Consider the following 23,538-nt stretch of genomic DNA (forward strand, 5'->3'; position numbering starts at 1 on the left):
GCACTTGACGCCCAGCCAGCCTGGCCTCAGGCTGGCCAAACCATCGCTGCCTCACTAAGGAATCCTTCGTGCACCACTCGATTCGAGCCGCCTTCATGCTCGCCGGCCTGTCACTCCTCCTGACCGCCTGTACCACCTATACCTACGAAGACGGCAGCCGCAAGACCCTATGGGGTATTCCAGCGGAAGAGGAAACTCGCCGCTACGAAGACGACCACCAGGCAGATGGCGTACGCTACCGCGTACCCGGACAGATCGAAGAATAACGCGGCCGTTGCCTCAGCGGTGGTAGCGCAGCACCACGCTGAGGTTGTTCGCCGGCATCTCGATGGCCTGCTCCAGCATGAAGCCGTACGGGTGGGCCTCGGCAACGACTCGCTCGAGATCGCGCACGCCCCAGCGTGGATCGCGCGCCTTGAGATCGGCATCGAAGGCCGCATTGCTCTCGGCGGTATGCCGGCCATCGCGGCGATAAGGGCCATACAGGTACAACACACCCCCCTCACGCAGCCGCTCAGCGGAACGCGCCATAAGTGCCTCAGTAACTTCCCAGGGCGAAATATGCACCAGGTTGATAGCGACCACGGCATCGAAGGGCCCGCATGGCCAGATTCCACTGACATCCAGCGGCAAGGGCTCACGGAGATTGCCAAGCCCAGCATGGGCACACCAGGCTGAGATGGACGCCCGCGCCTCCGGGTTCGGGTCGCTTGGCTGCCATGTCCAGCCAGGCCGAGCCTGCGCGCAGTGCACGCCATGTTCACCGCTACCGCTGGCCACTTCCAGCACCACCGCGTGGTCAGGTAACACCTGAGACAGCACATCAAGAATCGGCTGGCGATTGCGTGCGGCGGCGGGACTATTCATTCGGCGATTCATGAAAGCTGAGGGTCCTGCAATACGTGGGGGGAAAAGCAATGCCCCAGCAAGGTGCCGGGGCAAAGCGTCAACGGCGGCGCTGGGAGTCCTGCCCTTGCGAAGAGCGATTCTGGCGGCCGCGGAAGCCATCCAGCATCTGCTTGCCCTTGCGCTTGAGTCTCGCGCGGTTTTCCGGCTTGCGCAGCCACCAGGCGGCTGCCATTCCTAAAAGCTTCCTCATCCTGACCTCCTTTGTCCGGCATTGCCCTTTCTGTATGGCTTGCGGTTTGCGAAGAATCAAGCGTAAGCGGTCCATGGCGCCCAGCGGTCGCAAAGACAGCCATTCTTTGCCAAGGTAAGACAGCCACTATCATCAAGGAGGACGCCATGACGCGCACGGCACGTGTCGAACCCATCACGGAAGAGCAGCCTGAGGCCATCCTCGTATCAGGCTGGCGGGTTGTGGATGTCACGGATCCAAGTTCGCCGCAGGAGATTTCACGTCACGAGACCGAGCCGGAGGCCATTCGCGCGGCCCGCGAGTATGAACACGAGACGACGCAAGAGCCCGACTCTTCTCCTGACGACACCCAGGACTACGACGCTTCCGACCCCAAGGGCGGCAAGAACCTGTCCTGATAGCACACCCGGCGCACGCCGGGTGTGCGTTTCGGCTCAACGCAAGAAGGACCGCCGTCGGATTATCTCCCCGACTTCGTCCGGCTGGGTTTCGTGCCTTTGCCTCTCTGGCCGCCGGCTGGCTTGGGCTTCCCCTGCCCAGGCTTTCGGTTACTCGATTTGCCAGCGTTCTGGGCCACCCTCCCCTTACCAGCGGCACGCTCCTTCGGCGCCTTCGCCGCGCCTGTCTTGGCCTTGGCCTTGGCCTTGGCCTTGGCCTTGGCAGAAGCGTTGGCAGGTGTCCTACCCTTGTCGTCGCGCCCGCCTTTGGCCGCGGATTGCCCTGCCCCCTTGACCGTCCGGCGCTTGCCAAGTGTCCGCTCGGGCGACGTCCTTGCGTCACCCGGTGATGCTTCGGACTTCGAAGCCTCGGTCAAGGCAATGATCGTTTCGAGCTCCTTGCGGGTCAGGTCGCGCCAGTCTCCAAGCGCCAGACCCTTGAGCGAGACGTTCATGATGCGGATTCGCTCGAGCCGGGTGACTTCATAGCCAAATTTTTCGCACATGCGGCGGATCTGGCGGTTCAACCCCTGCACCAGGGTGATATTGAAGACGAACGTCGACTCCTTGATGACCTTGCAGCGCTTCGTCACCTCGCCCAGGATGCGCACGCCACTGCCCATGCCGGCGATGAATTCGTCGGTGATCGGCTTATCGACGGTGACCCGATACTCCTTTTCATGATGGTTGCTGGCCCGCAGGATCTTGTTGACCATATCGCCATCGTTGGTCAGGAAAATCAGCCCCTGGGAATCCTTGTCCAACCTGCCGATAGGAAAGATGCGCACCCCATGCTGGATGAAATCAACGATATTGTCCTTCTCATTCGGGTCGGTGGTGCTGACAATGCCCACCGGCTTGTTCAAGGCGATGAAGACGCGATCCTCGGCCTCCTGGGGCTCGATAAGCTGACCGTTGACCTTGACTACGTCACCCGGGAAAACCTGGTCTCCCGTCTTGGCACGCTTGCCGTTGAGCCACACATTGCCCTGCTCGACATAGCGATCCGCCTCGCGCCTGGAACAAAGTCCGCTCTCGCTGATGTACTTGTTGATACGTGTAGATGAACCGATGGCCATGACGCGCTCTTACCGGAGTGATACGGAAACTGTCCCGCATTCAAGCATGCCACGCCATGTCCGTGAAAGCCTTGTCGCAGCGGTCCATGTCGAGTGATATCAAGGCTGGCCGCTTGACACGTCATGGGCAAGCCCTCCTGCCGCGGGGCTGTAACAAGGAGGCGCTGGGAGTAGACTATGTATAGACATGAACGTCACAGGACACCCGCTTGCCCATGAACAGCACGCCTCCACTCTACCTGCAGATCCAGCAACACCTGCTAGAAAGGATTCACAGCGGCGAGTGGCCGGCACATCACCAGATTCCCCCGGAGGAGCGCCTGGCGCGCGATTTTGGCGTCAGCCGCATGACCGCCAACAAGGCGATCCGCGACCTGGTGCAACAGGGCTACCTGACCCGTCAGCCGGGGCTCGGCACCTTCGTCACTGACCGCAAAGCCGAATCGTCGCTGGTCGACGTGCACAATATTGCCGAGGAGGTTCGCAGCCGCGGGCATCACCACGACAGTGACGTACTTCTGGCACAAGCCATCGCCGCCGACGATGAAGTAGCGCTGCGACTTGGCGTGCGTCTGGGCACGCGGGTGTTCCACACACGCATCGTGCATCGTGAGAACGGCGTGCCGATTCAGCTCGAGGACCGTTTTGTAAACCCACGCTGGGTGCCGGATTACCTTGACACCGACTTCAGCCGACGTACGCCCAACGAAGTGCTGGTAGCGGCCTGCCCAATCACCGACGTGGAGCACGTGGTCGAGGCGGTGCAGGTTGACGCCCCAACCGCCGAACGGCTCGAAATGGAAGCCGCGCAACCCTGCCTGAGCATGATACGGCGCACCTGGTCCGGCGAGCACCTGATCAGCTACGCCCGGCTGATCCATCCTGGTCATCGCTATAAGCTGCGCTCGTCGCTATCACGCCGCACCGGCTGAACCGGCTCGAAAGCCGCCAGCCATCCCAAAAAGTCGCCAGCCATCCCAAAATGTATAGACATAACGTCTTCACACCTCCCTACTCCAGCCCAGCGCTATAGCGAGAATTCATTAGCAGCCGTCCTAAATGAACCTCTCTTCTGCTTGACGTGGCGGACCTCATTGCACTTAATGTATATACATTAAAGCAACGACCGTAGGACTCGCCATGCCCGCAGCCACACGACCGCGCCTTCTCTGGCGCGAGGTCACGCTCTTCGACGGTCACGACACCCTGCCCGAACCGATGGCGGTGATCGTGGCGGGCGACACCATCGAGCGTGTCGTGCCCATGCGTGAGCTCGACCCGAACGAGACCGCCGACTGCCAGCCCCTCGGCCAGGGCGGCGTAATGACCCCCGGTCTGGTCGACTGTCACACCCATCTGGTATTCGGCGGCTCACGGGCCGACGAATTCGAACGCCGTCTCGAGGGCGCCAGCTACGAGGAGATCGCCCGCCGCGGCGGCGGCATCCTCAGTACCGTGCGTGCCACCCGGGAAGCCAGCGAAGCGCAGCTGTTCAGCCTGGCCAGGCCGCGCCTGGAAGCGCTGATGCGCGAAGGCGTGACCACGGTGGAGATCAAGTCCGGCTACGGCTTGAGCGTGGCCGACGAGCTGAAGATGCTGCGCGTGGCGCGCCGCCTCGGCGAGACGCTGCCGGTGCGGGTGGTGACCACCCTGCTGGGGGCCCACGCCCTGCCACCGGAGTACAAGGGCGACAGCGACGGCTACATCGAGCTGGTGTGCCGCGAGATGATCCCCGCCGCCGCCGCCGAAGGACTGGCCGATGCGGTGGACGTGTTCTGCGAGAAGATCGCCTTCTCGGTGGCCCAGTGCGAGCGCGTCTTCGAGGCCGCCGAAGCCCACGGCCTGCCGATCAAGGCCCATGCCGAGCAACTCTCGAACCTGGGCGGCAGCGCCATGGCGGCCCGGCATGGCGCACTTTCCGCCGATCACATCGAATATCTCGACGAGCAAGGCGTCAACGCCCTGCGCGAGGCCGGCAGCGTCGCGGTGCTGCTGCCCGGCGCCTTCCACACCCTGCGCGAGACACAGCTGCCACCCATCGCCGCGCTGCGCGAGGCCGGCGTGCCCATGGCCATCGCCACCGATGCCAACCCCGGCAGCTCGCCGCTGTTCATACCGACACTGATGCTGAACTTCGCCTGCACCCTGTTCCGCCTGACGCCGCGCGAGGCCCTGGCCGGCATGACCGCCCACGGCGCCCGGGCGCTGGGCCTGCACACCCGGCAATTGGGGCGCATCGTCCCGGGCGCACCGGCGGACCTGTGCCTGTGGGACGTCGGCTCGCCCGCCGAGCTGGCCTACGCCGTACAGCCCGGCCGCCTGCGCCAGCGGATGTTCAGCGGAGAGATAACCCATGGCTAATCGAGGGGCGCCGGGTGCAGCCAAAAGCGAAGCGTCTTTTTCAGGGATGAAAAAGTCGAGCGCCCAGGGATGGGTTCACAGCGTCTTCGCGTTGGCTGCTCCCGGGGTAGCCCCGGCCTAAGGAGGAAGATATGAACTCCATTTATTTTGACGCCATCGATATGTCTCCCTGGGCCGGGCGCGAAGATCCGGAACCCGACAGCCTGCGCTGGCATCAGGTCATCACCCCGGTGAGACCGGACAGCGCCCCCGGCGCCGCCTTGGTCGGCTTTGCCTCGGATGCCGGCGTGGCCCGCAACCAGGGCCGCGTGGGTGCCGCCGAAGGCCCGCGGGCCATTCGCCGCGCACTGGCACCGCTGGCCTGGCATCGCAGCGCCCCGGTGTTCGATGCCGGCGACGTCAGTTGCCACGGCAACGACGACCTGGAAGCGGCACAGCAGCGCCTGGCAGAGCGCATCGCCAGCCTGCTCGCTCGCGGCCACCTGCCGCTGGTGCTGGGTGGCGGCCACGAAGTCGCCTTCGGCAGCTGGTCGGGCCTGGCGCGTCACTTCGAGGCTCAAGGCGAGGCCCACCCGCGGATCGGCATCATCAACCTCGATGCCCACTTCGATCTGCGCGACCCGACCCACGTGCGCTCCTCCGGCACGCCCTTCGCCCAGATCGCCGCCGAGTGCCACGCCCGCGACTGGCCGTTCCGCTACGCCTGCCTGGGCGTGAGCCGGGCCAGCAACACCCGCGCCCTGTTCACCCGGGCCAGCGAGCTGAACGTGCTGGTGCGCGAGGACCACGAGATCGATGCCCTGCGCCTCGACGCCATCGTGCGCGACCTGCAGCGCTTCATGGCGCGCTGCGACCACCTCTACCTCAGCATCGATCTCGACGTACTGCCGGCGGCCGAGGCACCGGGAGTGAGCGCCCCCGCCGCCCGCGGCGTGCCCCTGGCGCTGATCGAACCGTTGCTCGAGGCCGTCCGCAACAGCGGCAAGCTGCGCCTGGCCGACGTCGCCGAGCTCAACCCGAGCTTCGACATCGACGGCCACACCGCCAAGGCCGCGGCACGCCTGATCCACCGGCTGACGCTGGATACCTGAACCGACCCACAACGATTTGCAACACCAGAGAGAACACGACGATGAACAGCCATACCACGCCTGCCGATCCCCGCCACGACGCCAGCCGGCAAATTGCCTCCCCCACCGGCAGCGAGCTCAGCTGCAAGAGCTGGCTCACCGAAGCGCCCATGCGCATGCTGATGAACAACCTCCACCCCGACGTGGCCGAGCGCCCCGAGGAACTGGTGGTCTACGGCGGCATCGGCCGCGCCGCCCGCGACTGGCAGTGCTACGACACCATCGTCGCGACCCTCAAGCGCCTGGAGGACAACCAGACCCTGCTGATCCAGTCGGGCAAGCCGGTGGGCGTGTTCGAGACCCACAAGGACGCCCCGCGGGTGCTGCTGGCCAACTCCAATCTGGTGCCGGCCTGGGCCAACTGGGAGCACTTCAACGAGCTCGACCGCAAGGGCCTGATGATGTACGGCCAGATGACCGCCGGCTCGTGGATCTACATCGGCTCACAGGGCATCGTCCAGGGCACCTATGAAACCTTCGTCGAGGCCGGGCGCCAGCACTACGGCGGCGACCTCACCGGCCGCTGGATCCTCACCGCCGGGCTCGGCGGCATGGGTGGCGCCCAGCCGCTGGCGGCAAGCCTGGCCGGCGCCAGCTCGCTGAACATCGAATGCCAGCAGTCGCGCATCGACTTCCGCCTGCGCACCCGCTACCTGGACGAGCAGGCCGACGACCTCGACGACGCCCTGGCGCGCCTCGAGCGCTACACCGCCGAGGGCAAGGCGGTCTCCATCGGCCTGTGCGCCAATGCCGCCGACGTGCTGCCGGAACTGGTCAAGCGCGGCGTACGGCCGGACATGGTCACCGACCAGACCAGCGCCCACGACCCGCTGCACGGCTACCTGCCTTCCGGCTGGCGCTGGGACGAGTACGTGGCCCGCGGCAAGCGCGAGCCCGAAGCGGTGGTCAAGGCCGCCAAGCAGTCCATGGCGGTGCACGTGCAGGCCATGCTCGACTTCCAGCAGATGGGCGTGCCCACCTTCGACTACGGCAACAACATCCGCCAGATGGCCAAGGAAGAGGGCGTGGCCAACGCCTTCGACTTCCCCGGCTTCGTCCCGGCCTACATCCGTCCGCTGTTCTGCCAGGGCATCGGCCCGTTCCGCTGGGCCGCGCTCTCCGGCGACCCGGAAGACATCTACAAGACCGACCAGAAGGTCAAGGAACTGATCCCCGACGACCCGCACCTGCACCGCTGGCTCGACATGGCCCGCGAGCGCATCAGCTTCCAGGGGCTGCCGGCGCGCATCTGCTGGGTCGGCCTCAAGGATCGCGCCCGCCTCGGCCAGGCCTTCAACGAGATGGTCAAGAACGGCGAGCTCAAGGCCCCCCTGGTCATCGGCCGCGACCACCTCGACTCCGGCTCGGTGGCCAGCCCCAACCGTGAGACCGAGGCCATGATGGACGGCTCCGACGCCGTTTCCGACTGGCCGCTGCTCAACGCCCTGCTCAATACCGCCGGCGGCGCCACCTGGGTCTCGCTGCATCACGGCGGCGGCGTGGGCATGGGCTTCTCCCAGCACGCCGGGGTGGTGATCGTCGCCGACGGCACGGACGACGCCCACGCCCGCCTGGGCCGGGTGCTGCGCAACGACCCGGGCACCGGGGTGATGCGCCACGCCGATGCCGGGTACGATATCGCCAAGCAGTGCGCCCGGGAAAATGGGTTGGATCTGCCGATGCTCGATAAATAAGAGCGCCTCAACGTTCGGCGCGATGAGCGCCGGGAACAAGCCGAAGCGAGGTTTTTTTGCCATGGATGGCAAAAATAGCGCCCAGGGATGGGTTCACAGCGCCCTCGCGCAGGCTTGTTGCCGGCACAGCTCATCGCTTCAGCTGCCAACGCATTTTCTGGAGAGAGATTCATGACCCATCTCGACATTCGACCCGGCAAGATGACCCTGGCGCAGGCGCGCCAGGTGTTCGAGGCGCCGCTGCGCGTGACGCTGCCCGACAGCGCCGACGCCGCCATCCAGCGCGGCGTCGACTGCGTCAATCGTGTCGTCGCCGAGGACCGCACCGTCTACGGCATCAACACCGGCTTCGGCCTGCTGGCCCAGACCCGCATCGACCACGACAACCTGGAAGAGCTGCAGCGCTCGCTGGTGCTGTCCCACGCCACCGGCGTGGGCGAGCCCATGGAAGACGCCCTGGTGCGCCTGATCATGGTGCTCAAGGTCAACAGCCTGGCACGCGGCTTCTCCGGCATCCGCCGCGAAGTGCTCGACGCCCTGCTCGCCCTGGTCAACGCCGAGGTCTACCCGCACATCCCGCTCAAGGGCTCCGTCGGCGCCTCCGGCGACCTGGCGCCGCTCGCCCACATGAGCGTGGTGCTGCTCGGCGAAGGCAAGGCACGCCATCGCGGCGAATGGATTCCTGCCCGTCAGGCCCTCGAGATCGCCGGGCTCCAGCCGCTGCGGCTCGCGCCCAAGGAGGGCCTGGCGCTGCTCAACGGCACCCAGGTCTCCACCACCTACGCCCTGAAAGGCCTGTTCGAGGCCGAAGACCTGTTCGCCGCCGCCACGGTGTGCGGCGCACTGACGGTGGAAGCCACGCTCAGCTCACGCTCGCCGTTCGATGCCCGCATCCACGACGCCCGTGGCCAGCGCGGCCAGATCGATGCCGCCGCCGCCTACCGTCACCTGCTCGGTGAGCGCAGCGAGATCAGCGACTCCCACGCCCACTGCGACAAGGTGCAGGACCCCTACTCGCTGCGCTGCCAGCCCCAGGTGATGGGCGCCGTACTGACCCAGATTCGCCAGGCCGCCGAGGTGCTGGCCGTGGAGGTCAACGCGGTCTCCGACAACCCGCTGGTGTTCAGCGACGAAGGCGACATCCTCTCCGGCGGCAACTTCCACGCCGAGCCCGTGGCCATGGCCGCCGACAACCTGGCCCTGGCCCTGGCCGAGATCGGCTCGCTCACCGAGCGCCGCGTCTCGCTGATGATGGACACCCACATGTCGCAGCTGCCGCCGTTCCTGGTGGAGAACGGCGGGGTCAACTCCGGCTTCATGATCGCCCAGGTCACGGCCGCGGCGCTGGCCAGCGAGAACAAGGCCCTGGCCCATCCGCACAGCGTCGACAGCCTGCCCACCTCGGCCAACCAGGAAGATCACGTCTCCATGGCGCCGGCCGCCGGCAAGCGGCTGTGGGAGATGGCCGACAACGTGCGCGGCATCCTGGCCATCGAGTGGCTGGCGGCCTGCCAAGGGCTCGATTTCCGCGTCGACGGCAGCGGCCATCGCCTGACCAGCACGCCACGCCTGGAGCAGGCCAGGCAGGCGCTGCGCGGCCAGGCCGACTACTACGACCGCGACCGCTTCTTCGCCCCCGACATCGAGAGCGCCACCCGCCTGCTCACTTCGCGGGTGCTCAATGCGTTGGTGCCGGTGGCGCTGCTGCCCAGCCACTGACCCGGCCGCCCCATTGAGGTAAGATACGCTGCCCCGGCGCTTCGGTCCGGGGCTTTATGCTGCAAAACCTGCATCATCACACCCGTTTATTCATCCAAGAGCCACACATGAATGCCATCGTTCTGGCCATCCTGGTCATGGTCGCCTTGAGCCTTGCCCGCGTCTCCGTCGTCTTCGCCCTGATCGCCGCCAGCCTGGTGGGAGGCCTGGTGGCGGGCATGCCGCTGGGTGCGATCATGGATGCCTTCAACCAGGGCCTAGGCAAGGGCGCCACCATTGCCCTTTCCTACGCCGTGCTGGGTGCCTTCGCTGTAGCGCTGTCACGCTCCGGCGTCACCGAACTGATTGCCAGCCGAGCCATCCGCGGGCTGCACCTGGACGACCAGCCGTCGAGCCGCCGCTGGGTCGCCTTCACCCTGCTCGGCGCCCTGCTCGCCACCGCGGTCAGTTCGCAGAACCTGATTCCGGTGCATATCGCCTTCATACCGGTGCTGGTGCCGCCGCTGCTCAAGCTGATGAACCACCTGCGCCTGGATCGTCGCGTGGCGGCCTGCGTCATCACCTTTGGCATCACCGCGCCCTATATGCTGCTGCCGGTCGGCTTCGGCGCGATCTTTCTCAACGACATCCTGCTGGCCAATCTCAACGAGAGCGGCGCCGAGCTGGGCCTGGAGGTCACCCGCGGCATGGTGCCCATGGCCATGCTGATGCCCATCGGTGGCATGGCGCTGGGGCTCGCCGTCGCCGTGCTGTTCAGCTACCGCCGGCCGCGCCGCTACGAGGACCGCGACCTGGCTCACGGCGACGAGACACCCGCCGAGGCGGCCAAGCACCTGGCGCCATGGCAGATGGCGGTGCTCGGCGCCGCACTGGTGGGCACCGTGGCGATTCAGTTGCTCTCGGGGTCGATGGTGCTGGGCGGGCTGTTCGGCTTCGCCCTGCTCTCGGTCAGCGGCGTGTTCCGCTGGCACGAACAGGACGACATCTTCACCGAAGGCATGCGCATGATGGCGCTGGTGGGCTTCATCATGATCAGCGCGGCGGGCTTCGCCGGGGTGATGCAGGCCACCGGCGAGGTGCCCGCGCTGGTGGCGGGCTCGGCGGAGCTGATCGGCGACAACAAGGGGCTGGCGGCGCTGATCATGCTGCTGGTCGGCCTGTTCATCACCATGGGCATCGGCTCGTCGTTCTCCACCGTGCCGATCATCGCCTCGCTCTACGTGCCGCTGGCACTCAGCTTCGGCTTCTCGCCCATGGCCACCATCGCCCTGGTGGGTACCGCCGCGGCGCTGGGCGATGCCGGCTCGCCGGCCTCCGACTCGACCCTGGGCCCCACCGCCGGGCTCAACGCCGACGGCCAGCACGACCATATCTGGGATACCGTGGTGCCGACCTTCCTGCACTACAACGTGCCGCTGATCGCCTTCGGCTGGGCGGCCGCCATGCTGCTGTAGCGTCGAGCCTCACGTCGTCCCGCAGCAGCTCTTGAACTTGCGCCCGCTGCCGCAGGGACAAGGGTCGTTGCGGCCGGGCTTGAGGCGCGCCAGGGTCGGCTCGCCGTCGACATAGCACCAGCGCCCCGCCTCGTGCACGAAGCGTGAGTTCTCCTCCAGCACACCCCAGCGCCTGCCTTCGCGGAAGGTGGCGCGAAAATGCACATGACCACGCTCGCCCGCCGCGCGGTGATCGAGCACCTCGAGCCGTATCCAGTGGGTGGCCTCGTCCCAGTTCAGGTCCGTTGGGCGAGTGCTGGCGTGCCAGGTCGCCAGCAGGTAATCGTCGAGCCCCAGGGCGAAGGCACTGTAGCGGGAGCGCATCAGCGCTTCGGGGGTCGGCGCCGCCTCACCCGCATGAAAGCGGCCGCAGCAGCCGGCATAGGGGCGGGTCGGATCACAGGGGCAGCGTGCCGGGTCGCTCATGCTTGCTCTCGCTCAGTTCGATCGAGGTCGCATCATAGCGCATCACTCCGTTGCGCCCTGCTCGCTTGGCACGATACATGGCCACATCGGAGGCCTCGAGCAGCACTTCGGGCGTCGTGGCGTGCTCTGGATAGCTTGCGATACCGATGCTGGCTGAAATGCAGGCCTTGATCTCACCAATCAGGAAGGGCTGCGCCAGGTCATGGCACAGGGCTTCGCCCAAGCGAAGGGCATCCTCAGCGCCCGTTCCTTCCAGCAGCACCAGAAACTCGTCGCCACCCAGGCGCCCCAACACGTCGGACTCACGCAGCCGGGCGCGCATTCGCAGCGCCACCGCCGTCAGCAACTGGTCTCCCAGGGCGTGGCCATGGGTGTCATTGATGGGCTTGAAGCCATCCAGGTCGATGAAAAGCAGCGAAAGCAGCCCATGGCGGCGTTGAGCCAGGACCAGCGCCTGGTGCAGGTGGGCCATCAACAGGGCCCGATTGGGCAGGCCGGTGAGTGGATCGTGCTGGGCCTGGTGCTCCAGGCGTACCTGAAGCTGCTTCTGCTCGGTAATGTCGTTCACATAGCCGGTGGTAAGCACGCTGCCATCCTCAAGCCGCTGCGGCAGGTCGTAAGCCTCGACCCACAGCATGTGGCCTTCCCGGTGGATCATGCGGAACTCACTGTGCCACGGCCGGAGCAGCTCCACGCACGCCAGGCTCTCCTCCATAACGCGCGAATAGTCGTCGGGATGGATACGGTTGAACAGCATGCGGCTGTCTCGCCTGGCGTCTGCCGCTTCCACGCCGAACATTTCGTGGACACGCCGTCCAACGAACGTGAAGTGCCACTCCCCCTCGCTGGTGTAATGGAGCTGATAGATGAACCCCGGCAGCCAGTCCGCCACCTGCTCCAGGCGATGAGCAAGGTGACGATCCCAGGTGATATCGCGGGCCACGCCGAGTATTCGTACCACGGTGCCGTTGGCATCGAAGATCGGCGTCAGGCTCAGCTGCCAGGCGAGCTGGCCGGCGGGAAAGTCCAGCGTGGCATCGAAGACCCGAGGGGTCTTAGCACGAACGCAGGCGCGCAGCTGCTTCGCCAGCCACCTGGCCTGGGCCGGTGGCAGCAATTCCTGCCACTGGCGGCCTACATAGCACTGAGGAGTGAGGCCAGTCTTACGGGCGGCAGCAGCATTCACCAGCCGAAACTGAAACACCTTTCCCCCAGTGACATCCATGACGAAACACACGTCCGTGCAGTTCATGAAAAATTCATGAAGCAGACCGTCACTTTCGTTCATGACGACGTTCCCCCTACACTGGAACCACTAGCATAGGCCGAGCACGCCCCATGCCTATTGTCCTATGGCCCAGTGACCCTTAATTGACAGCAGGATGCGTCAACGTGTCGCAGTCATGGGTTAGCGAACAAAGCTTGCCCTGCATCACTGCAGCGCAGCATGCTGCTGTGATACAACGAGTTTATCCCATTTGCAATCGGAGAAAAGGAAATGCCCGATCGCCAAGACGCTCCCCGTACCGCCTGGCACGCCATGTCCCTCGACGAGGCAATGGCCAAGGTCGAAAGCAGCCGCGACGGATTGAGTGATGACGACGCCTCCTCACGACGCGAACAGCATGGTCCGAATCGGCTGAAGCAAGAAAAGGGGCGGCCTTGGTGGCGGCGATTGCTCGAACAGTTCAACAACGTGCTGATGATCATCCTGCTGGTGGCAGCGGTGGCGAGCCTTTTCCTCGGCCACACCCTGGATGCCCTGGCCATCGTCGCGGTGGTGATCATCATCGCCTTGATCGGCTTCTTCCAGGAGGGCAAGGCAGAGCAGGCCCTGGAGAGCATTCGCAACATGCTCTCGCCGCAGGCCAGCGTGCTGCGCGACGGCAAGCGCCAGACCATTTCGGCGGAGGACCTGGTGCCGGGCGACATCGTGATGCTGGAAAGCGGCGACCGTGTTCCCGCCGACCTGCGCCTGCTGGAAGCCAAGCGGCTACGCACCGAGGAAGCGGCGCTGACCGGCGAGTCCACGCCGGTCGACAAGCAGACCGATCCCGTGGATGAGGATGCCGACCTGGGCGATCGCAGCGCCATGGTCTATGCCAGCACCATTGTGGTGCAGGGCACCGCCCAGGGGGTAGTGGTGGAAACCGGCACGCGCACGGAGATCGGGCGAATCTCCGAGATGCTGCGCGGTGTCGAACAGCTCAAGACCCCCCTGCTCAGGCAGCTAGACAGCGCGGGCCGCGTGCTGGCGATCTTCATTCTTGCCGCGGCGGCCATCACCGCTGCGATCGGCGTGGTGGTGCACGACGAACCCGTCAGCGCCATGTTCATGGCCGCGGTGGGCCTGGCCGTGGCCGCCATCCCCGAAGGCCTGCCGGCCATCGTCACCATCACCCTGGCGCTGGGCGTCCAGGTCATGGCCAAGCGCAACGCCATCATCCGGCGCCTGCCTGCGGTCGAGACCCTGGGCTCGATCTCGACCATCTTTTCCGACAAGACCGGCACCCTCACCCGCAACGAGATGACCACCCAAGCGATCTGGCTTGCTGAAGGCGAGTACCGGCTCTCGGGCATCGGCTTCGCCCCGGAAGGCAAGCTGCATGAGGCGCCGCAGGATCCGGAAAGCGCCGAGCATGGCGACGAGATCCGCCTGGACGACCATCCTGCGCTGGCCCACTTCCTCAAGGTCGGCACCCTGTGCAACGACGCCGAGCTCGCCCAGGAGGAGGAGCGCTGGGTCATCCACGGCGACCCCACCGAGGGTGCCCTGGTGGTGGCCGCCGCCAAGGGCGGCTTGGACACCCACCAGCTGCGTGACGAACACCCCCGCCAGGACGCAATCCCCTTCGAATCCGAGCGCAAGTACATGGCCACCCTCAACGAGCTGGACGGCAAGCGCCTGCTAGTGAAGGGCGCCCCGGATCGGCTGCTGGAGATGTGCCACAAGGTACGCACTGCGGATGGCGACCAGGAGCTCGACCCAGCCGAGTGGGAGGAGCGCATCCATGCGCTCTCGTCTCGCGGCCTGCGCGTGCTGGCGCTGGCGGAGAAGGACGCCGATGCCCTCTCGGGGGAACTCGACGATGCCGACGCGGAAGAAGGGCTGGTGCTGCTCGGCCTGGTCGGCCTGCTCGACCCGCCGCGCGAAGCCGCCATTGAAGCCGTCAAGCAGTGTCTCGAGGCGGGGATTCGCCCGGTGATGGTGACCGGCGACCATGCCGTGACCGCGCGCGCCATCGCCGAACAGCTCGGCTTCGCCCATACCGACAAGGCGCTGACCGGGCGCGAGGTCGAAGCGATGTCCGATGAGGAGCTCGAGTCGTGCATTCTCGAGATCGACGTCTTCGCCCGCGCCGCCCCAGAGCACAAGCTGCGCCTGGTCAAGGCGATGCAGGCCCAGGGCGGCATCTGCGCCATGACCGGCGACGGCGTCAACGACGGGCCGGCGCTCAAGCGGGCCGACGTCGGCGTGGCCATGGGCATCCAGGGCACCGAGGCGGCCAAGGAAGCCGCCGAGATGGTGCTGGCCGACGACAACTTCGCCACTATCGTCGGGGCCATCGAAGAGGGCCGCAAGGTCTACGACAACATCCGCAAGACCGTCACCTTCATCCTGCCCACCAACGGCGGCCAGGGCCTGGCCATCATGCTCGCCGTGCTGGGCGGCACGCTGCTGCCGGTCACGCCGCTGCAGGCCCTGTGGGTCAACATGGTAGTGGCGGTCACGCTGGGCCTGGCGCTCGCCTTCGAAAAGAGCGAGGACGACATCATGCGGCGCGAACCGCGCGACCCGTCCGCCGCGCTGCTCGACCTGTTCCTGCTCTGGCGCGTGGTATTCGTCTCGATCCTGCTGCTGATCGGCGTGTTCGGCATGTTCAGCTGGATTCTGCAGGTCCAGGGCGGCAGCGAGGAGCTGGCACGCTCCGGCGCCGTCAACATGCTGGTCATGGGCAGCGCGGCCTACCTGATCAACAGCCGCTTCCTGGTCAACAGCGCCCTCTCGCTGCGCGGCATCTTCGGCAGTCGCCCCGTGTGGCTCGCCATCGGCCTGGTGGTGATGCTGCAGCTCGGCTGGACCTACCTGCCGTTCATGCAGGCGGTGTTCGGCAGTGCCGCCCTGGGGGCCCTGCACTGGCTGGTGATCCTGGCCGCCAGCGTGGCGCTGTTCCTGATCGTGGAGCTGGAGAAGTGGGTGCTGCGCAAGCGGAGCGCTCACGGCACACCCAAGTCCGGTCAGCGCGACCAGGCCAGTGCCGCCACCCAGTAGCATCGCTCGCTGGGCCCGGCGCCTGGCGCTACCGGCGCTGCTGTGGTGGGCCATCAGCGGCGGGGATCCTGACGGCTGGCGCTGGGGGCTGCCCGCCGTGGTGGTGGCGGCGCTGGTGATGCCGGCTCCTACCTGGCCGCTCAGGCCGTTGGCCTGGTTGCGCTTCCTGCCAGCTGCCCTCTGGCTCGGCCTGCAGGGCGGCATTGAGGTTGCTTGCCTGGCCTGCCGCCGCCCCCTCGAGCTAGATACCCGCGTGATCGAGCACCGCTGGCAGCAGCTGCCGGACGGCCCCGGGCGGCTGTTCATGGCCAGCCTGATCAACCTGATTCCCGGCACGCTCAGCGTACGTATCGAGCACGATCGTCTGCACGTGCATGTGCTGCATTACCGCCACCACATTCCCACCGCACTGCAGCGGCTGGAGCGCCGTGTCGCCCCGCTGTTCGCTCCCCCTCGCACGTCGGAAAAGGAGGCTCGATGACCGCACTCTATCTCGCTGCCGCCTGCCTGCTGCTGGCCAATGCCGGCGTGGGTGCCTGGCGCATCCACCGAGGCCCCACCAGCGCCGACCGTATGGTGGCCGCCGAACTGATCGCCACGTCCACCATCGCCGTGCTGCTGCTTCTGGGCAGCCAAGGTGCCACGCCGCTCACCGACGTGGCGCTGCTGTTCGCGCTGCTGGCCGCCATCGGCATGGCCAACTTCGTCACCCGCACCTGGACGCTGCTGCGCGAGGAAGGCGAGACCCGCGAGGAGGCACGCCATGACTGACGCACTTTGGGTGGTGGGACAGCTGTTGATCGGTGCCGGGGTGCTGTTCTTCCTCGCCGGCAGCCTCGGGCTGATCCGCTTTCCCGACGTCTACGCGCGGCTGCACGCCCTGACCAAGGCCGACAACCTGGGCCTGGGGCTGATCTGCCTGGGCCTGGCCCTGCAGGCACAGGGCCTAGCCGAGGCGGTCAAGCTGCTGCTGATCTGGGGGCTGATGCTGGCGGCCTCGGGCATCGGGGCCACCCTGATCGCCTCGACGGCCATGGCCTGCGGCATCACTCCACGCACCTCGGCTCACGCCAGCTCGGACGCCGGATCCGGGCAGGGCGGCGACGGGCTGCCTGCCGCGCAGGAGGAAGGAGTGCGCAAGTGACAACATTGGCCTGGGGCTTCGACGCGCTGCTGGCAGCCGGCATGCTGTGGCTGGGCTGGCAGGCACTGTTCCTGTCCCGCCGCTTCGCGGCAGTGGTGCACTTCATGGCGTTTCAGCTGCTGATGGCACTTGCCTGGGTGCGCCTTTCGGCGCCGGACATCGCCCTGGCCGAGGCCGCCGTCGGTGCCGGGGTTACCGGCGCACTGCTGCTGACCGCGCTAGGCCGGCTGCCGGCCGGCACCAGCCTGGGAGCTCACCCGCACCGCTGGCAGCGCCCCCTGCGCTGGATGGCGCTTGGCGCCGCCTGCCTCAGCGCTGGCTGGCTGGCCTGGGTGGCCCACTCTCTGCCTCGCCCCGGCCTGGCGCTGGAGGTCACCGGCGCACTCGATGCGACAGGCGTCAGCCACCCTGTCACTGCGGTGCTGCTGAACCTGCGCGCCCTCGATACGCTGCTGGAAGTAGCCGTCATGCTGGGCGCCGTCATGCTGATCTGGTCGCTGGGGCCGGCACTTCGCCCCTATGCCCCGGCCATTGCCCTGCCCGGCCTGCCCGCCCTGTCGCGCCTGCTGCATCCACTCTTTCTGCTAGTGCCCGTCTACCTGCTGTGGCGTGGCTCACACGCGCCTGGCGGCGCCTTCCCTGCCGGCGCCGTGATGGGCGCCGGCGGCGTGCTGCTGCTGTTGGCCAATGGCGTCACCTGGATCCATCGGCCGGCTAAGCAGCCGCTGCTACGCCTGCTGCTGTGCGCCGGCCTGGCACTGTTTCTCGCCGTGGGGCTCGGCGGCCTGCTGTTGACCGGCACCTTCCTGGCCTTGCCGATTCAACTGGCGACCGCGCTTATCGTAGCCGTCGAAATCGCCACCGCACTCTCCATCGCACTGATGCTGATGGCTTTCTATCTCTACGGGGAGCCCGGGCAATGAGCGCCTTCTACACCTTCATCGCGACCCTGCTGTGCGGCATGGCGGTGGTCGGGCTGTTCCAGACCCACGACCTGCTGCGCCGTATCCTGGCACTCAATGTGCTGGCCAGCGCCGTGTTCCTGCTGCTGGTGGGCCTGGCCAAGACCCCCGCGGGCATCGACCCGGTTCCCCATGTGATGGTGCTAACCGGCATCGTCGTGGCGGTAAGCACCACCGCCGCCGCTCTGGCACTGGTGGTCAGGGCCGAGGTACGCAGACGGCAAGAGGCCAAGCGGTGACGCCAGTCCAGTCGGTGGCGCTGGCGCTGATCGTCGTCGCGCCCCTGTGCCTGGCGCTGACGGCGGTGCTCGGCTGGCTCGGCGCGCGGCAACAGGTGGGCCTGGGCCTGGCGCTGATCCTGGGCAGCCTGGCCACGCTCTCCAGCGCGCCCCTTCAGGGGCAAGCGCTGCAGCTGGCGCTCGGCAACTGGCCGCCGCCCCTGGGCATTGCCTGGCAGCTGGATCTGCCCACCCTGATGATGCTGGGCATGACGGCGTGCGTGGCCGCCGCGGCCAGCCTGGCGCTGCTGGCGGATCGCGCCAGCGCCGACGACCGCTACCTGTGGCCGCTGTGGTGGCTGCTGTGGGCCGGCCTGAATGCGCTGCTGCTGTCGCAGGACCTGTTCAATCTCTACGTCACCCTGGAATTGGTCACCCTGGCGGGGGTCGGTCTGGTGGCGCGTTCGCCGGGCGACCCCTATGGCGCGGCGGCACTGCGCTACCTGCTGGCATCGCTGCTGGCGTCGCTGCTGTTCCTGCTGGGCGTGGCCCTGCTCTATGGACAGACGGGCCGCCTCGATATCGCCCTGCTGAGCCAGGCCGTGCAGGACGACTCCACCCTCCGGCTGGCCGCCACCCTGATGACGCTGGGCCTGCTGATCAAGTCGGCCATGGTTCCGCTGCACACCTGGCTTCCTGCCGCGCATGCCCGGGCCCAGGCGCCGGTCAGCGCCATGCTGTCGGCGGTGGTCGTCGCGGTCACGCTGTTCTTGACCTGGCGACTCTGGCTGGGGCCGTTCGCGATATTGCACAGCCTGCAGACCCACTGGCTGGGGCTGACCGGCGCCGTCGCCCTGGCCTGGGGCGGTATTCAGGCCGCCCTGCAGACCCGTCTGAAATTGCTGATCGCCTGGTCGACGCTGTCGCAGAGCGGCTATGCCCTGCTGATGCTGAGCCTGCCAGGTCCCACCCGCTCGACCCCGACGCTGGCGCCGCAGGGCCTGGCCTTCGACGGCGCGCTGCAGGTGCTGCTGGCCCACGGCCTGGCCAAGGGCGCGCTGTTCCTGGCCGCCGGTGCCATCATCGCGGCGCATGGGCACGACCGGATGAGCCGCCTGGCCGGCAGCGCCCAGCACCTGCCGATGGCCTGGCTGGCCATGGCCCTGGCCGGGGCCAGCCTGCTGGGCATCCCGCCGACGGGTGGCTTCGTCGGCAAGTGGTGGCTACTGCAGGCATCGCTGGAAAGCGGCAGCGTCGCCATCTCGGCGGCGGTGCTGCTCGGCACGTTCTTTACCGCCGCCTGCCTGTGGCGGCTGTTCGATATCGGGCTATGCCCCCTGCCCAGGCGCCCGGCAACGCAGGCCACCCCAGCCGGTGCCAATCGCACCTCCCGCCACCTGGCCGTGCTGGCGCTGGGGCTGGCCGCCCTGGCCTGGGTCTGGGGGCTAGTGCTGCTGGGCCGAGGGCAGGCGGGCCTTCACGGCCTGCGCCTCGACTCGATCGGGCTTGCCTTCCTCGCCCCTGCCCTGGTCGTCTGGCCGCTCGTGATCCTGGCCACCCGCTACTGGCGCGCCACCTTCCCGGCGGCGAATCGCCTGCTGGGTCTCCTGCTGCTGGGTGCGGCGGTGCATGTCATGGCGCTCCTCGCCGACGACCTGCTCACCTTCTATACCGGCGCCGCGCTGCTAAGCCTGCTGGGCTGGGCCATGGTGCAACACGACGGTCACCGGGCGGCACGCCTGGCCGGCGCTGGCTACCTGGGAATGATGCTGCTGGCTGAAGTGGCCATGCTGCTGGGCCTGGCCTTGATCGCCAACGAGAGCCGCGACCTGCGGTTCAGCCAGCTCGGCAGTGAGGCACTTTCGCCGCTCGCACTGACGAGCCTTGGCCTGGGGCTGGCCATCAAGGCCGGTGTTCTCGGTGTACACGCCTGGCTGCCCGTGGCACACCCCGTCGCGCCGCCCATGGCCAGTGCCATCCTGTCGGGGCTGATGATCAAGCTCGGCCTGCTCGGGGCGCTGCGCCTGCTGCCCCTGGGGGAAGCGACACCCGGCTGGGGCGCGCCGCTGGTGGTGCTGGGCTTCGCCGCGGCGTTCTATGGTGCGCTGCGCGGCGTGTTCCACACCCATACCAAGGCGATTCTCGCCTGGTCGAGCGTCAGCCAGATGGGGTTGCTCACCGCCCTGCTGGGGCTGGTGCTGCAGGCCAGGGCAACCCAGGCCGCCATGGCGGCACTTCTGCTGCTGGCCGCCACTCACGCGCTGGCCAAGGCCGCGCTGTTTCTCGGGGCAGGCATGGCCAACCGCCTGCAGGGGCGCGACCGTCGGCGGGCGCTGTGGGGCCTGGTGCTTCCTGCGGCCGCCCTTGCCGGCGTGCCGCCAGGCGGCGGCGCGCTGGTGAAGGCGGCGATGGAGTCGGCGTTCCACGCCAGTGGCTGGCCCGCCTGGCCGCTGTTCGGTGCCGGCCTGGCGACCACGCTGCTGATGCTGCGGCTGTTCTGGCGCCTGCATCGTACGTCCCCCGAGCAGCAGACCCTGGCGGTGCCGGCCTGGCTGTGGATCGCCTGGTGGCTGCTCGGCGCGCTTCCCGTGCTGCTGGCTTGGGCTTGGCACTGGCAAATGCCGCTCACCGAAACTCCCGGCTATGCCCTGGCTTCGGCGGCCATCGCGCCGCTGCTGGCGCTGGGGGTGCTGCTGCTGGCGCGAATGGGCCAGCGCTTCCGACCGAGCCTGAAGCTCCGGCGCCTGCAACTGCGCCTGGGCGCCAAGGGCGAACGCACGCTGATCCGGCTGGCCTGGCGGCTAAAGCGGGGCGAGGCGTGGCTGATGCCCTGGCCGGCGTTTGGCATTGCACTCGGTGTCATGGCGCTCGGCATGGCCGCCGGCGCCCTGCTGGGATAATGACGACGGCGGCAGGCCTGGAACCGAGCCTCAGCGTCGCTTGGTCCGCGCAGTGGCCTCGGCGGTGGTGGGGTCCTCGGGCCAGGGGTGCTTGGGGTAGCGGCCGCGCATCTCCTTGCGCACCTCGGGGTAGCCGTTGGCCCAGAAGCTGGCGAGATCCGCGGTGACCTGCAGCGGGCGCCGGGCCGGCGAAAGCAGGTGCAGCAACACGGCGACACGCCCCTCGGCGACACGCGGCGACTCCCGCCAGCCGAAGGTCTCCTGCAGCTTCACCGCGAGCACCGGTGGCCGCCCCTCCAGGCACGGTGTGTAGTCGAGGCGTATCTGCGAGCCGCTGGGCACTTCGAGACGCTCCGGCGCCAGCGCATCGAGCCGGCTACGCAGCGACCAGTCGAGGCTGTCGAGTAGAAAGCGGCCCAGCGGCAGCCGCGCCACCGCGTCGAGGCTTCTGACGCCGTCGAGGTGCGGCCCCAGCCAGGCTTCGAGATCATCGAGCAGCGCCGGCAACGACCAGTCGGGCCAATCCTGCTCATCTTCACAGTCTTGATCCCCCCGAGAGCCCAACGCCTGGCGCAGCAGCGCTACCCTGCCGCGCAGCTGCTCGGCGCTGTCGTCGAAGGGCAGCTCGCCGCGACGGCGCAGGGCATCGAGCAGTGCCTGACGCACCGCCTCCGGCGGCAGCGACGAAAGCGCCTTGCGCTCGAGCACCACCGCCCCCAGGCCGCGTACCTGCTCGCCGATCAGGCGCCCCTGCTCCTCCGACCACTCCAGGCTCGCCCGCCACTCTCGCGTTTCGGGAAACAGCGCCTCGAGCCGCGCTCGCTCGATGGCCACGCCGCGGAAGATTCGCGCGCCGCTGGCCTGGCCGTCCAGCTCGGCGGCCACCAGCAGCTCGGCATGGGCCAGCGGATGCCGCTCGGGCAGGGTCGCCAGGCCCCCGGATACCAGGCGGAAGCGACCCGGCCCAGCGTCGTGCTGGAGTCGCTGCGCGACGCGGTCCGGATAGGCCAGCGCCAGCAGCTCCCCCAGCGGCGCCAGGCTCGAGACCTCCAAGCCCACGCCGCCAATCCGCGCCAGGCGCTGGGCCTCGCGCTGCCATTGACGGTGAGCGGTGGGCTGCGCCAAGCGGGCCTGCAGCGTGCGCTCCAGGTCCTGTTCGCCGTCGAGATCGCGCCCCTCCAACGTCGCCACCAGGGCACAGGCCAGCGGCGCGGCGTCGAGCTCGCCGGCACGCGCCAGCATCGCCGCCAGGCGCGGATGGGTGGGCCAGCGTACGCAGCTTCGACCCAGCTCGGTGAGCAGGAGGCCCTCGTCCATCAGACCGAGCCGCTGCAGCAGGCGGCGCCCCGCCGCCAGCGCCCCGGCGGGCGGCGGCGTGATCCAGGCCAGCGCGCTCGGTTCGACGATTCCCCAGCGGGCCAGCTCGAAGGCCAGCGGAGCGAGATCGGCCTGCAGCATCTCGGGCTCGCCGTGGGCCGGCAGCGGCTGCTCCTCGGCCCACAGCCGCAGGCAAAGCCCCGGCCCCTGACGCCCGGCCCGGCCGCGACGCTGGTCGGCGCTGGCGCGATTGACGCGACGGGTCTCCAACCGGCTGAGCCCACTGCGCGGCTGGAACACCGGCACCCGCTCCTGACCGGCATCGATGACGATGCGTACGCCATCCACGGTGACGCTGGATTCGGCGATGGCGGTGGAGAGCACCACGCGCCGCCGACCGTCGGCCTCGGGCTTCAAGGCGCGGCGCTGCTCCTCCAGCGGCAGCCGCCCGTGCAGCTCGCGCACCGCCAGTTCGGGCCGACGGCTGGCCAGCTCCCTCGCCAGGCGGCGGATCTCGGCCACCCCGGGCAGGAACACCAGGGCATCGCCTTCGCTCAGGGCAAGGGCCTCCCCTACCGCTATAGCCTGCTGGCTTGCGGCGTCGTCGCGAGCGCTGGAGCGAGAGTTGGAGTTGGAGCGAAAGCTGAGCGGACGATAACGGGTCTCCACCGGGAAGCTTCGCCCCTGGCTTTCGAGCAGCGGCGTGGCTTCGCCGAGCACGCCGAGCAGGGCCTCGACGTCGAGGGTGGCCGACATCACCAACAGGCGCAGGTCGTCACGCACCGACTGGGCATCCAGTGCCAGGGCCAGTCCCAGGTCGGCCTCCAGGCTGCGCTCGTGAAACTCGTCGAAGACGATGCCGCTCACCCCTTCGAGCAGCGGGTCGTCCTGCAGCATTCGCGTCAGCACCCCCTGGGTGACCACCTCGAGCCGCGTGCTGGGCCCCACCCGGCTCTCGCCGCGCATGCGGTAGCCCACGGTCTCGCCGACTCTTTGGCCCAGGCTTTCCGCCATGAAGCCGGCGGCCAGGCGGGCGGCCACCCGCCGCGGCTCCAGCAGCAGCAGGCGGCCTGCGCCGCGCTCGCCCAGGCACCAGGCCTCGTTCAGCAGCGCCAGCGGCACCCGGGTGGTCTTGCCCGCCCCGGGCTCGGCGACCAGCAGCACGCGGGAATGCGCGGCCAGCGCCTGGCGGATCGCCGGCAGTTGGGCATCGATGGGCAGTTCGCCGCCGGGCGTCATCGAATTGTCATCTCGCTTCATATACGATTTGCCATATGTTTCGCCAC

At 67.8% G+C, this 23,538-nt stretch carries 21 protein-coding genes; 15 read left to right on the plus strand and 6 right to left on the minus strand.

Features of this window, described 5'->3' with window-relative positions; translation table 11 throughout:
• The first annotated feature begins 68 nt into the window (after nucleotides 1-68).
• Nucleotides 69-266, plus strand: a complete 198-nt coding sequence (locus tag ACT7B3_RS09635; RefSeq protein WP_445157771.1) for a hypothetical protein — start codon at nucleotides 69-71, stop codon at nucleotides 264-266.
• Nucleotides 267-279: 13 nt separating this feature from the next.
• On the opposite strand, the gene ACT7B3_RS09640 is transcribed toward ACT7B3_RS09635, so the two are convergent.
• Together ACT7B3_RS09640 and ACT7B3_RS09645 are read right to left on the minus strand one after the other, a co-directional pair.
• Complete coding sequence (locus ACT7B3_RS09640) at nucleotides 280-867, minus strand: DUF938 domain-containing protein (protein ID WP_445157772.1); 588 nt, start codon at nucleotides 865-867, stop codon at nucleotides 280-282.
• 79 nt (nucleotides 868-946) lie between these two features.
• Nucleotides 947-1,099, minus strand: coding sequence for a hypothetical protein (locus tag ACT7B3_RS09645; RefSeq protein WP_444677625.1), 153 nt, complete (start codon nucleotides 1,097-1,099; stop codon nucleotides 947-949).
• Between the two features lie 146 nt (nucleotides 1,100-1,245).
• Here ACT7B3_RS09645 and ACT7B3_RS09650 point away from each other — a divergent pair, with 146 nt between their 5' ends.
• A complete protein-coding gene (locus tag ACT7B3_RS09650) occupies nucleotides 1,246-1,497 on the plus strand; it encodes a hypothetical protein (protein WP_445157773.1) in 252 nt (83 codons plus the stop codon).
• 62 nt (nucleotides 1,498-1,559) lie between these two features.
• Here ACT7B3_RS09650 and rluF read toward each other — a convergent pair whose 3' ends face one another.
• Nucleotides 1,560-2,615 (minus strand): 23S rRNA pseudouridine(2604) synthase RluF, encoded by a 1,056-nt coding sequence (rluF, locus tag ACT7B3_RS09655; RefSeq protein WP_445157774.1) that lies wholly within the window; start codon nucleotides 2,613-2,615, stop codon nucleotides 1,560-1,562.
• 215 nt (nucleotides 2,616-2,830) lie between these two features.
• On the opposite strand from rluF, the gene hutC reads away from it, so the two are divergent.
• The 6 genes from hutC to ACT7B3_RS09685 all read left to right on the plus strand — a co-directional run bounded on the left by hutC (nucleotide 2,831) and on the right by ACT7B3_RS09685 (nucleotide 10,973).
• The gene (hutC, locus tag ACT7B3_RS09660) at nucleotides 2,831-3,547 is read left to right on the plus strand and encodes a histidine utilization repressor (protein ID WP_445157775.1); all 717 of its coding nucleotides are present in this window, start codon (nucleotides 2,831-2,833) and stop codon (nucleotides 3,545-3,547) included.
• 208 nt (nucleotides 3,548-3,755) lie between these two features.
• Nucleotides 3,756-4,976: an imidazolonepropionase gene (gene hutI / locus ACT7B3_RS09665; RefSeq protein ID WP_445157776.1), complete on the plus strand. Its 1,221-nt coding sequence runs from the start codon at nucleotides 3,756-3,758 to the stop codon at nucleotides 4,974-4,976.
• A 131-nt stretch (nucleotides 4,977-5,107) separates the two neighbouring features.
• On the plus strand, nucleotides 5,108-6,067 hold the full coding sequence (gene hutG, locus ACT7B3_RS09670) for a formimidoylglutamase (protein WP_445157777.1): 960 nt from the start codon (nucleotides 5,108-5,110) through the stop codon (nucleotides 6,065-6,067).
• A gap of 41 nt (nucleotides 6,068-6,108) precedes the next feature.
• Nucleotides 6,109-7,800 (plus strand): urocanate hydratase, encoded by a 1,692-nt coding sequence (gene hutU / locus ACT7B3_RS09675; RefSeq protein WP_445157778.1) that lies wholly within the window; start codon nucleotides 6,109-6,111, stop codon nucleotides 7,798-7,800.
• A gap of 171 nt (nucleotides 7,801-7,971) precedes the next feature.
• On the plus strand, nucleotides 7,972-9,519 hold the full coding sequence (gene hutH / locus ACT7B3_RS09680; RefSeq protein WP_445157779.1) for a histidine ammonia-lyase: 1,548 nt from the start codon (nucleotides 7,972-7,974) through the stop codon (nucleotides 9,517-9,519).
• 107 nt (nucleotides 9,520-9,626) lie between these two features.
• Nucleotides 9,627-10,973: a Na+/H+ antiporter family protein gene (locus tag ACT7B3_RS09685; RefSeq protein WP_445157780.1), complete on the plus strand. Its 1,347-nt coding sequence runs from the start codon at nucleotides 9,627-9,629 to the stop codon at nucleotides 10,971-10,973.
• Between the two features lie 9 nt (nucleotides 10,974-10,982).
• On the opposite strand, the gene ACT7B3_RS09690 is transcribed toward ACT7B3_RS09685, so the two are convergent.
• Nucleotides 10,983-11,438 carry a YchJ family protein gene (locus ACT7B3_RS09690; RefSeq protein ID WP_445157781.1) on the minus strand — a complete coding sequence of 152 codons (456 nt, stop codon included), beginning with the start codon at nucleotides 11,436-11,438 and terminating at the stop codon, nucleotides 10,983-10,985.
• Nucleotides 11,410-12,726, minus strand: a complete 1,317-nt coding sequence (locus ACT7B3_RS09695; RefSeq protein WP_445157782.1) for a diguanylate cyclase — start codon at nucleotides 12,724-12,726, stop codon at nucleotides 11,410-11,412. Before ACT7B3_RS09695 ends, ACT7B3_RS09690 begins: the two co-directional genes overlap by 29 nt.
• A gap of 210 nt (nucleotides 12,727-12,936) precedes the next feature.
• On the opposite strand from ACT7B3_RS09695, the gene ACT7B3_RS09700 reads away from it, so the two are divergent.
• From ACT7B3_RS09700 to ACT7B3_RS09730, 7 genes are read left to right on the plus strand one after another with little or no spacing between them, the layout of a single operon-like run.
• Complete coding sequence (locus ACT7B3_RS09700; RefSeq protein ID WP_445157783.1) at nucleotides 12,937-15,711, plus strand: HAD-IC family P-type ATPase; 2,775 nt, start codon at nucleotides 12,937-12,939, stop codon at nucleotides 15,709-15,711.
• A complete protein-coding gene (locus ACT7B3_RS09705) occupies nucleotides 15,695-16,192 on the plus strand; it encodes a Na+/H+ antiporter subunit E (RefSeq protein WP_445157784.1) in 498 nt (165 codons plus the stop codon). The genes ACT7B3_RS09700 and ACT7B3_RS09705 overlap by 17 nt, the downstream gene beginning before the upstream one ends.
• Nucleotides 16,189-16,482 (plus strand): monovalent cation/H+ antiporter complex subunit F, encoded by a 294-nt coding sequence (locus tag ACT7B3_RS09710; RefSeq protein ID WP_445157785.1) that lies wholly within the window; start codon nucleotides 16,189-16,191, stop codon nucleotides 16,480-16,482. Before ACT7B3_RS09705 ends, ACT7B3_RS09710 begins: the two co-directional genes overlap by 4 nt.
• On the plus strand, nucleotides 16,475-16,855 hold the full coding sequence (gene mnhG / locus ACT7B3_RS09715) for a monovalent cation/H(+) antiporter subunit G (RefSeq protein WP_445157786.1): 381 nt from the start codon (nucleotides 16,475-16,477) through the stop codon (nucleotides 16,853-16,855). Before ACT7B3_RS09710 ends, mnhG begins: the two co-directional genes overlap by 8 nt.
• A complete protein-coding gene (locus tag ACT7B3_RS09720) occupies nucleotides 16,852-17,778 on the plus strand; it encodes an MnhB domain-containing protein (RefSeq protein WP_445157787.1) in 927 nt (308 codons plus the stop codon). The genes mnhG and ACT7B3_RS09720 overlap by 4 nt, the downstream gene beginning before the upstream one ends.
• The gene (locus tag ACT7B3_RS09725) at nucleotides 17,775-18,056 is read left to right on the plus strand and encodes an NADH-quinone oxidoreductase subunit K (RefSeq protein WP_444677607.1); all 282 of its coding nucleotides are present in this window, start codon (nucleotides 17,775-17,777) and stop codon (nucleotides 18,054-18,056) included. The genes ACT7B3_RS09720 and ACT7B3_RS09725 overlap by 4 nt, the downstream gene beginning before the upstream one ends.
• Nucleotides 18,053-20,935: a proton-conducting transporter transmembrane domain-containing protein gene (locus ACT7B3_RS09730; RefSeq protein ID WP_445157788.1), complete on the plus strand. Its 2,883-nt coding sequence runs from the start codon at nucleotides 18,053-18,055 to the stop codon at nucleotides 20,933-20,935. The genes ACT7B3_RS09725 and ACT7B3_RS09730 overlap by 4 nt, the downstream gene beginning before the upstream one ends.
• A 30-nt stretch (nucleotides 20,936-20,965) precedes the next feature.
• On the opposite strand, the gene hrpB is transcribed toward ACT7B3_RS09730, so the two are convergent.
• Entirely contained in the window at nucleotides 20,966-23,512 is a 2,547-nt protein-coding gene (hrpB, locus tag ACT7B3_RS09735) for an ATP-dependent helicase HrpB (RefSeq protein ID WP_445157789.1), read from the minus strand.
• Between the last annotated feature and the right edge of the window lie 26 nt (nucleotides 23,513-23,538).

The sequence above is a fragment of the Halomonas sp. E14 genome (assembly GCF_052568415.1).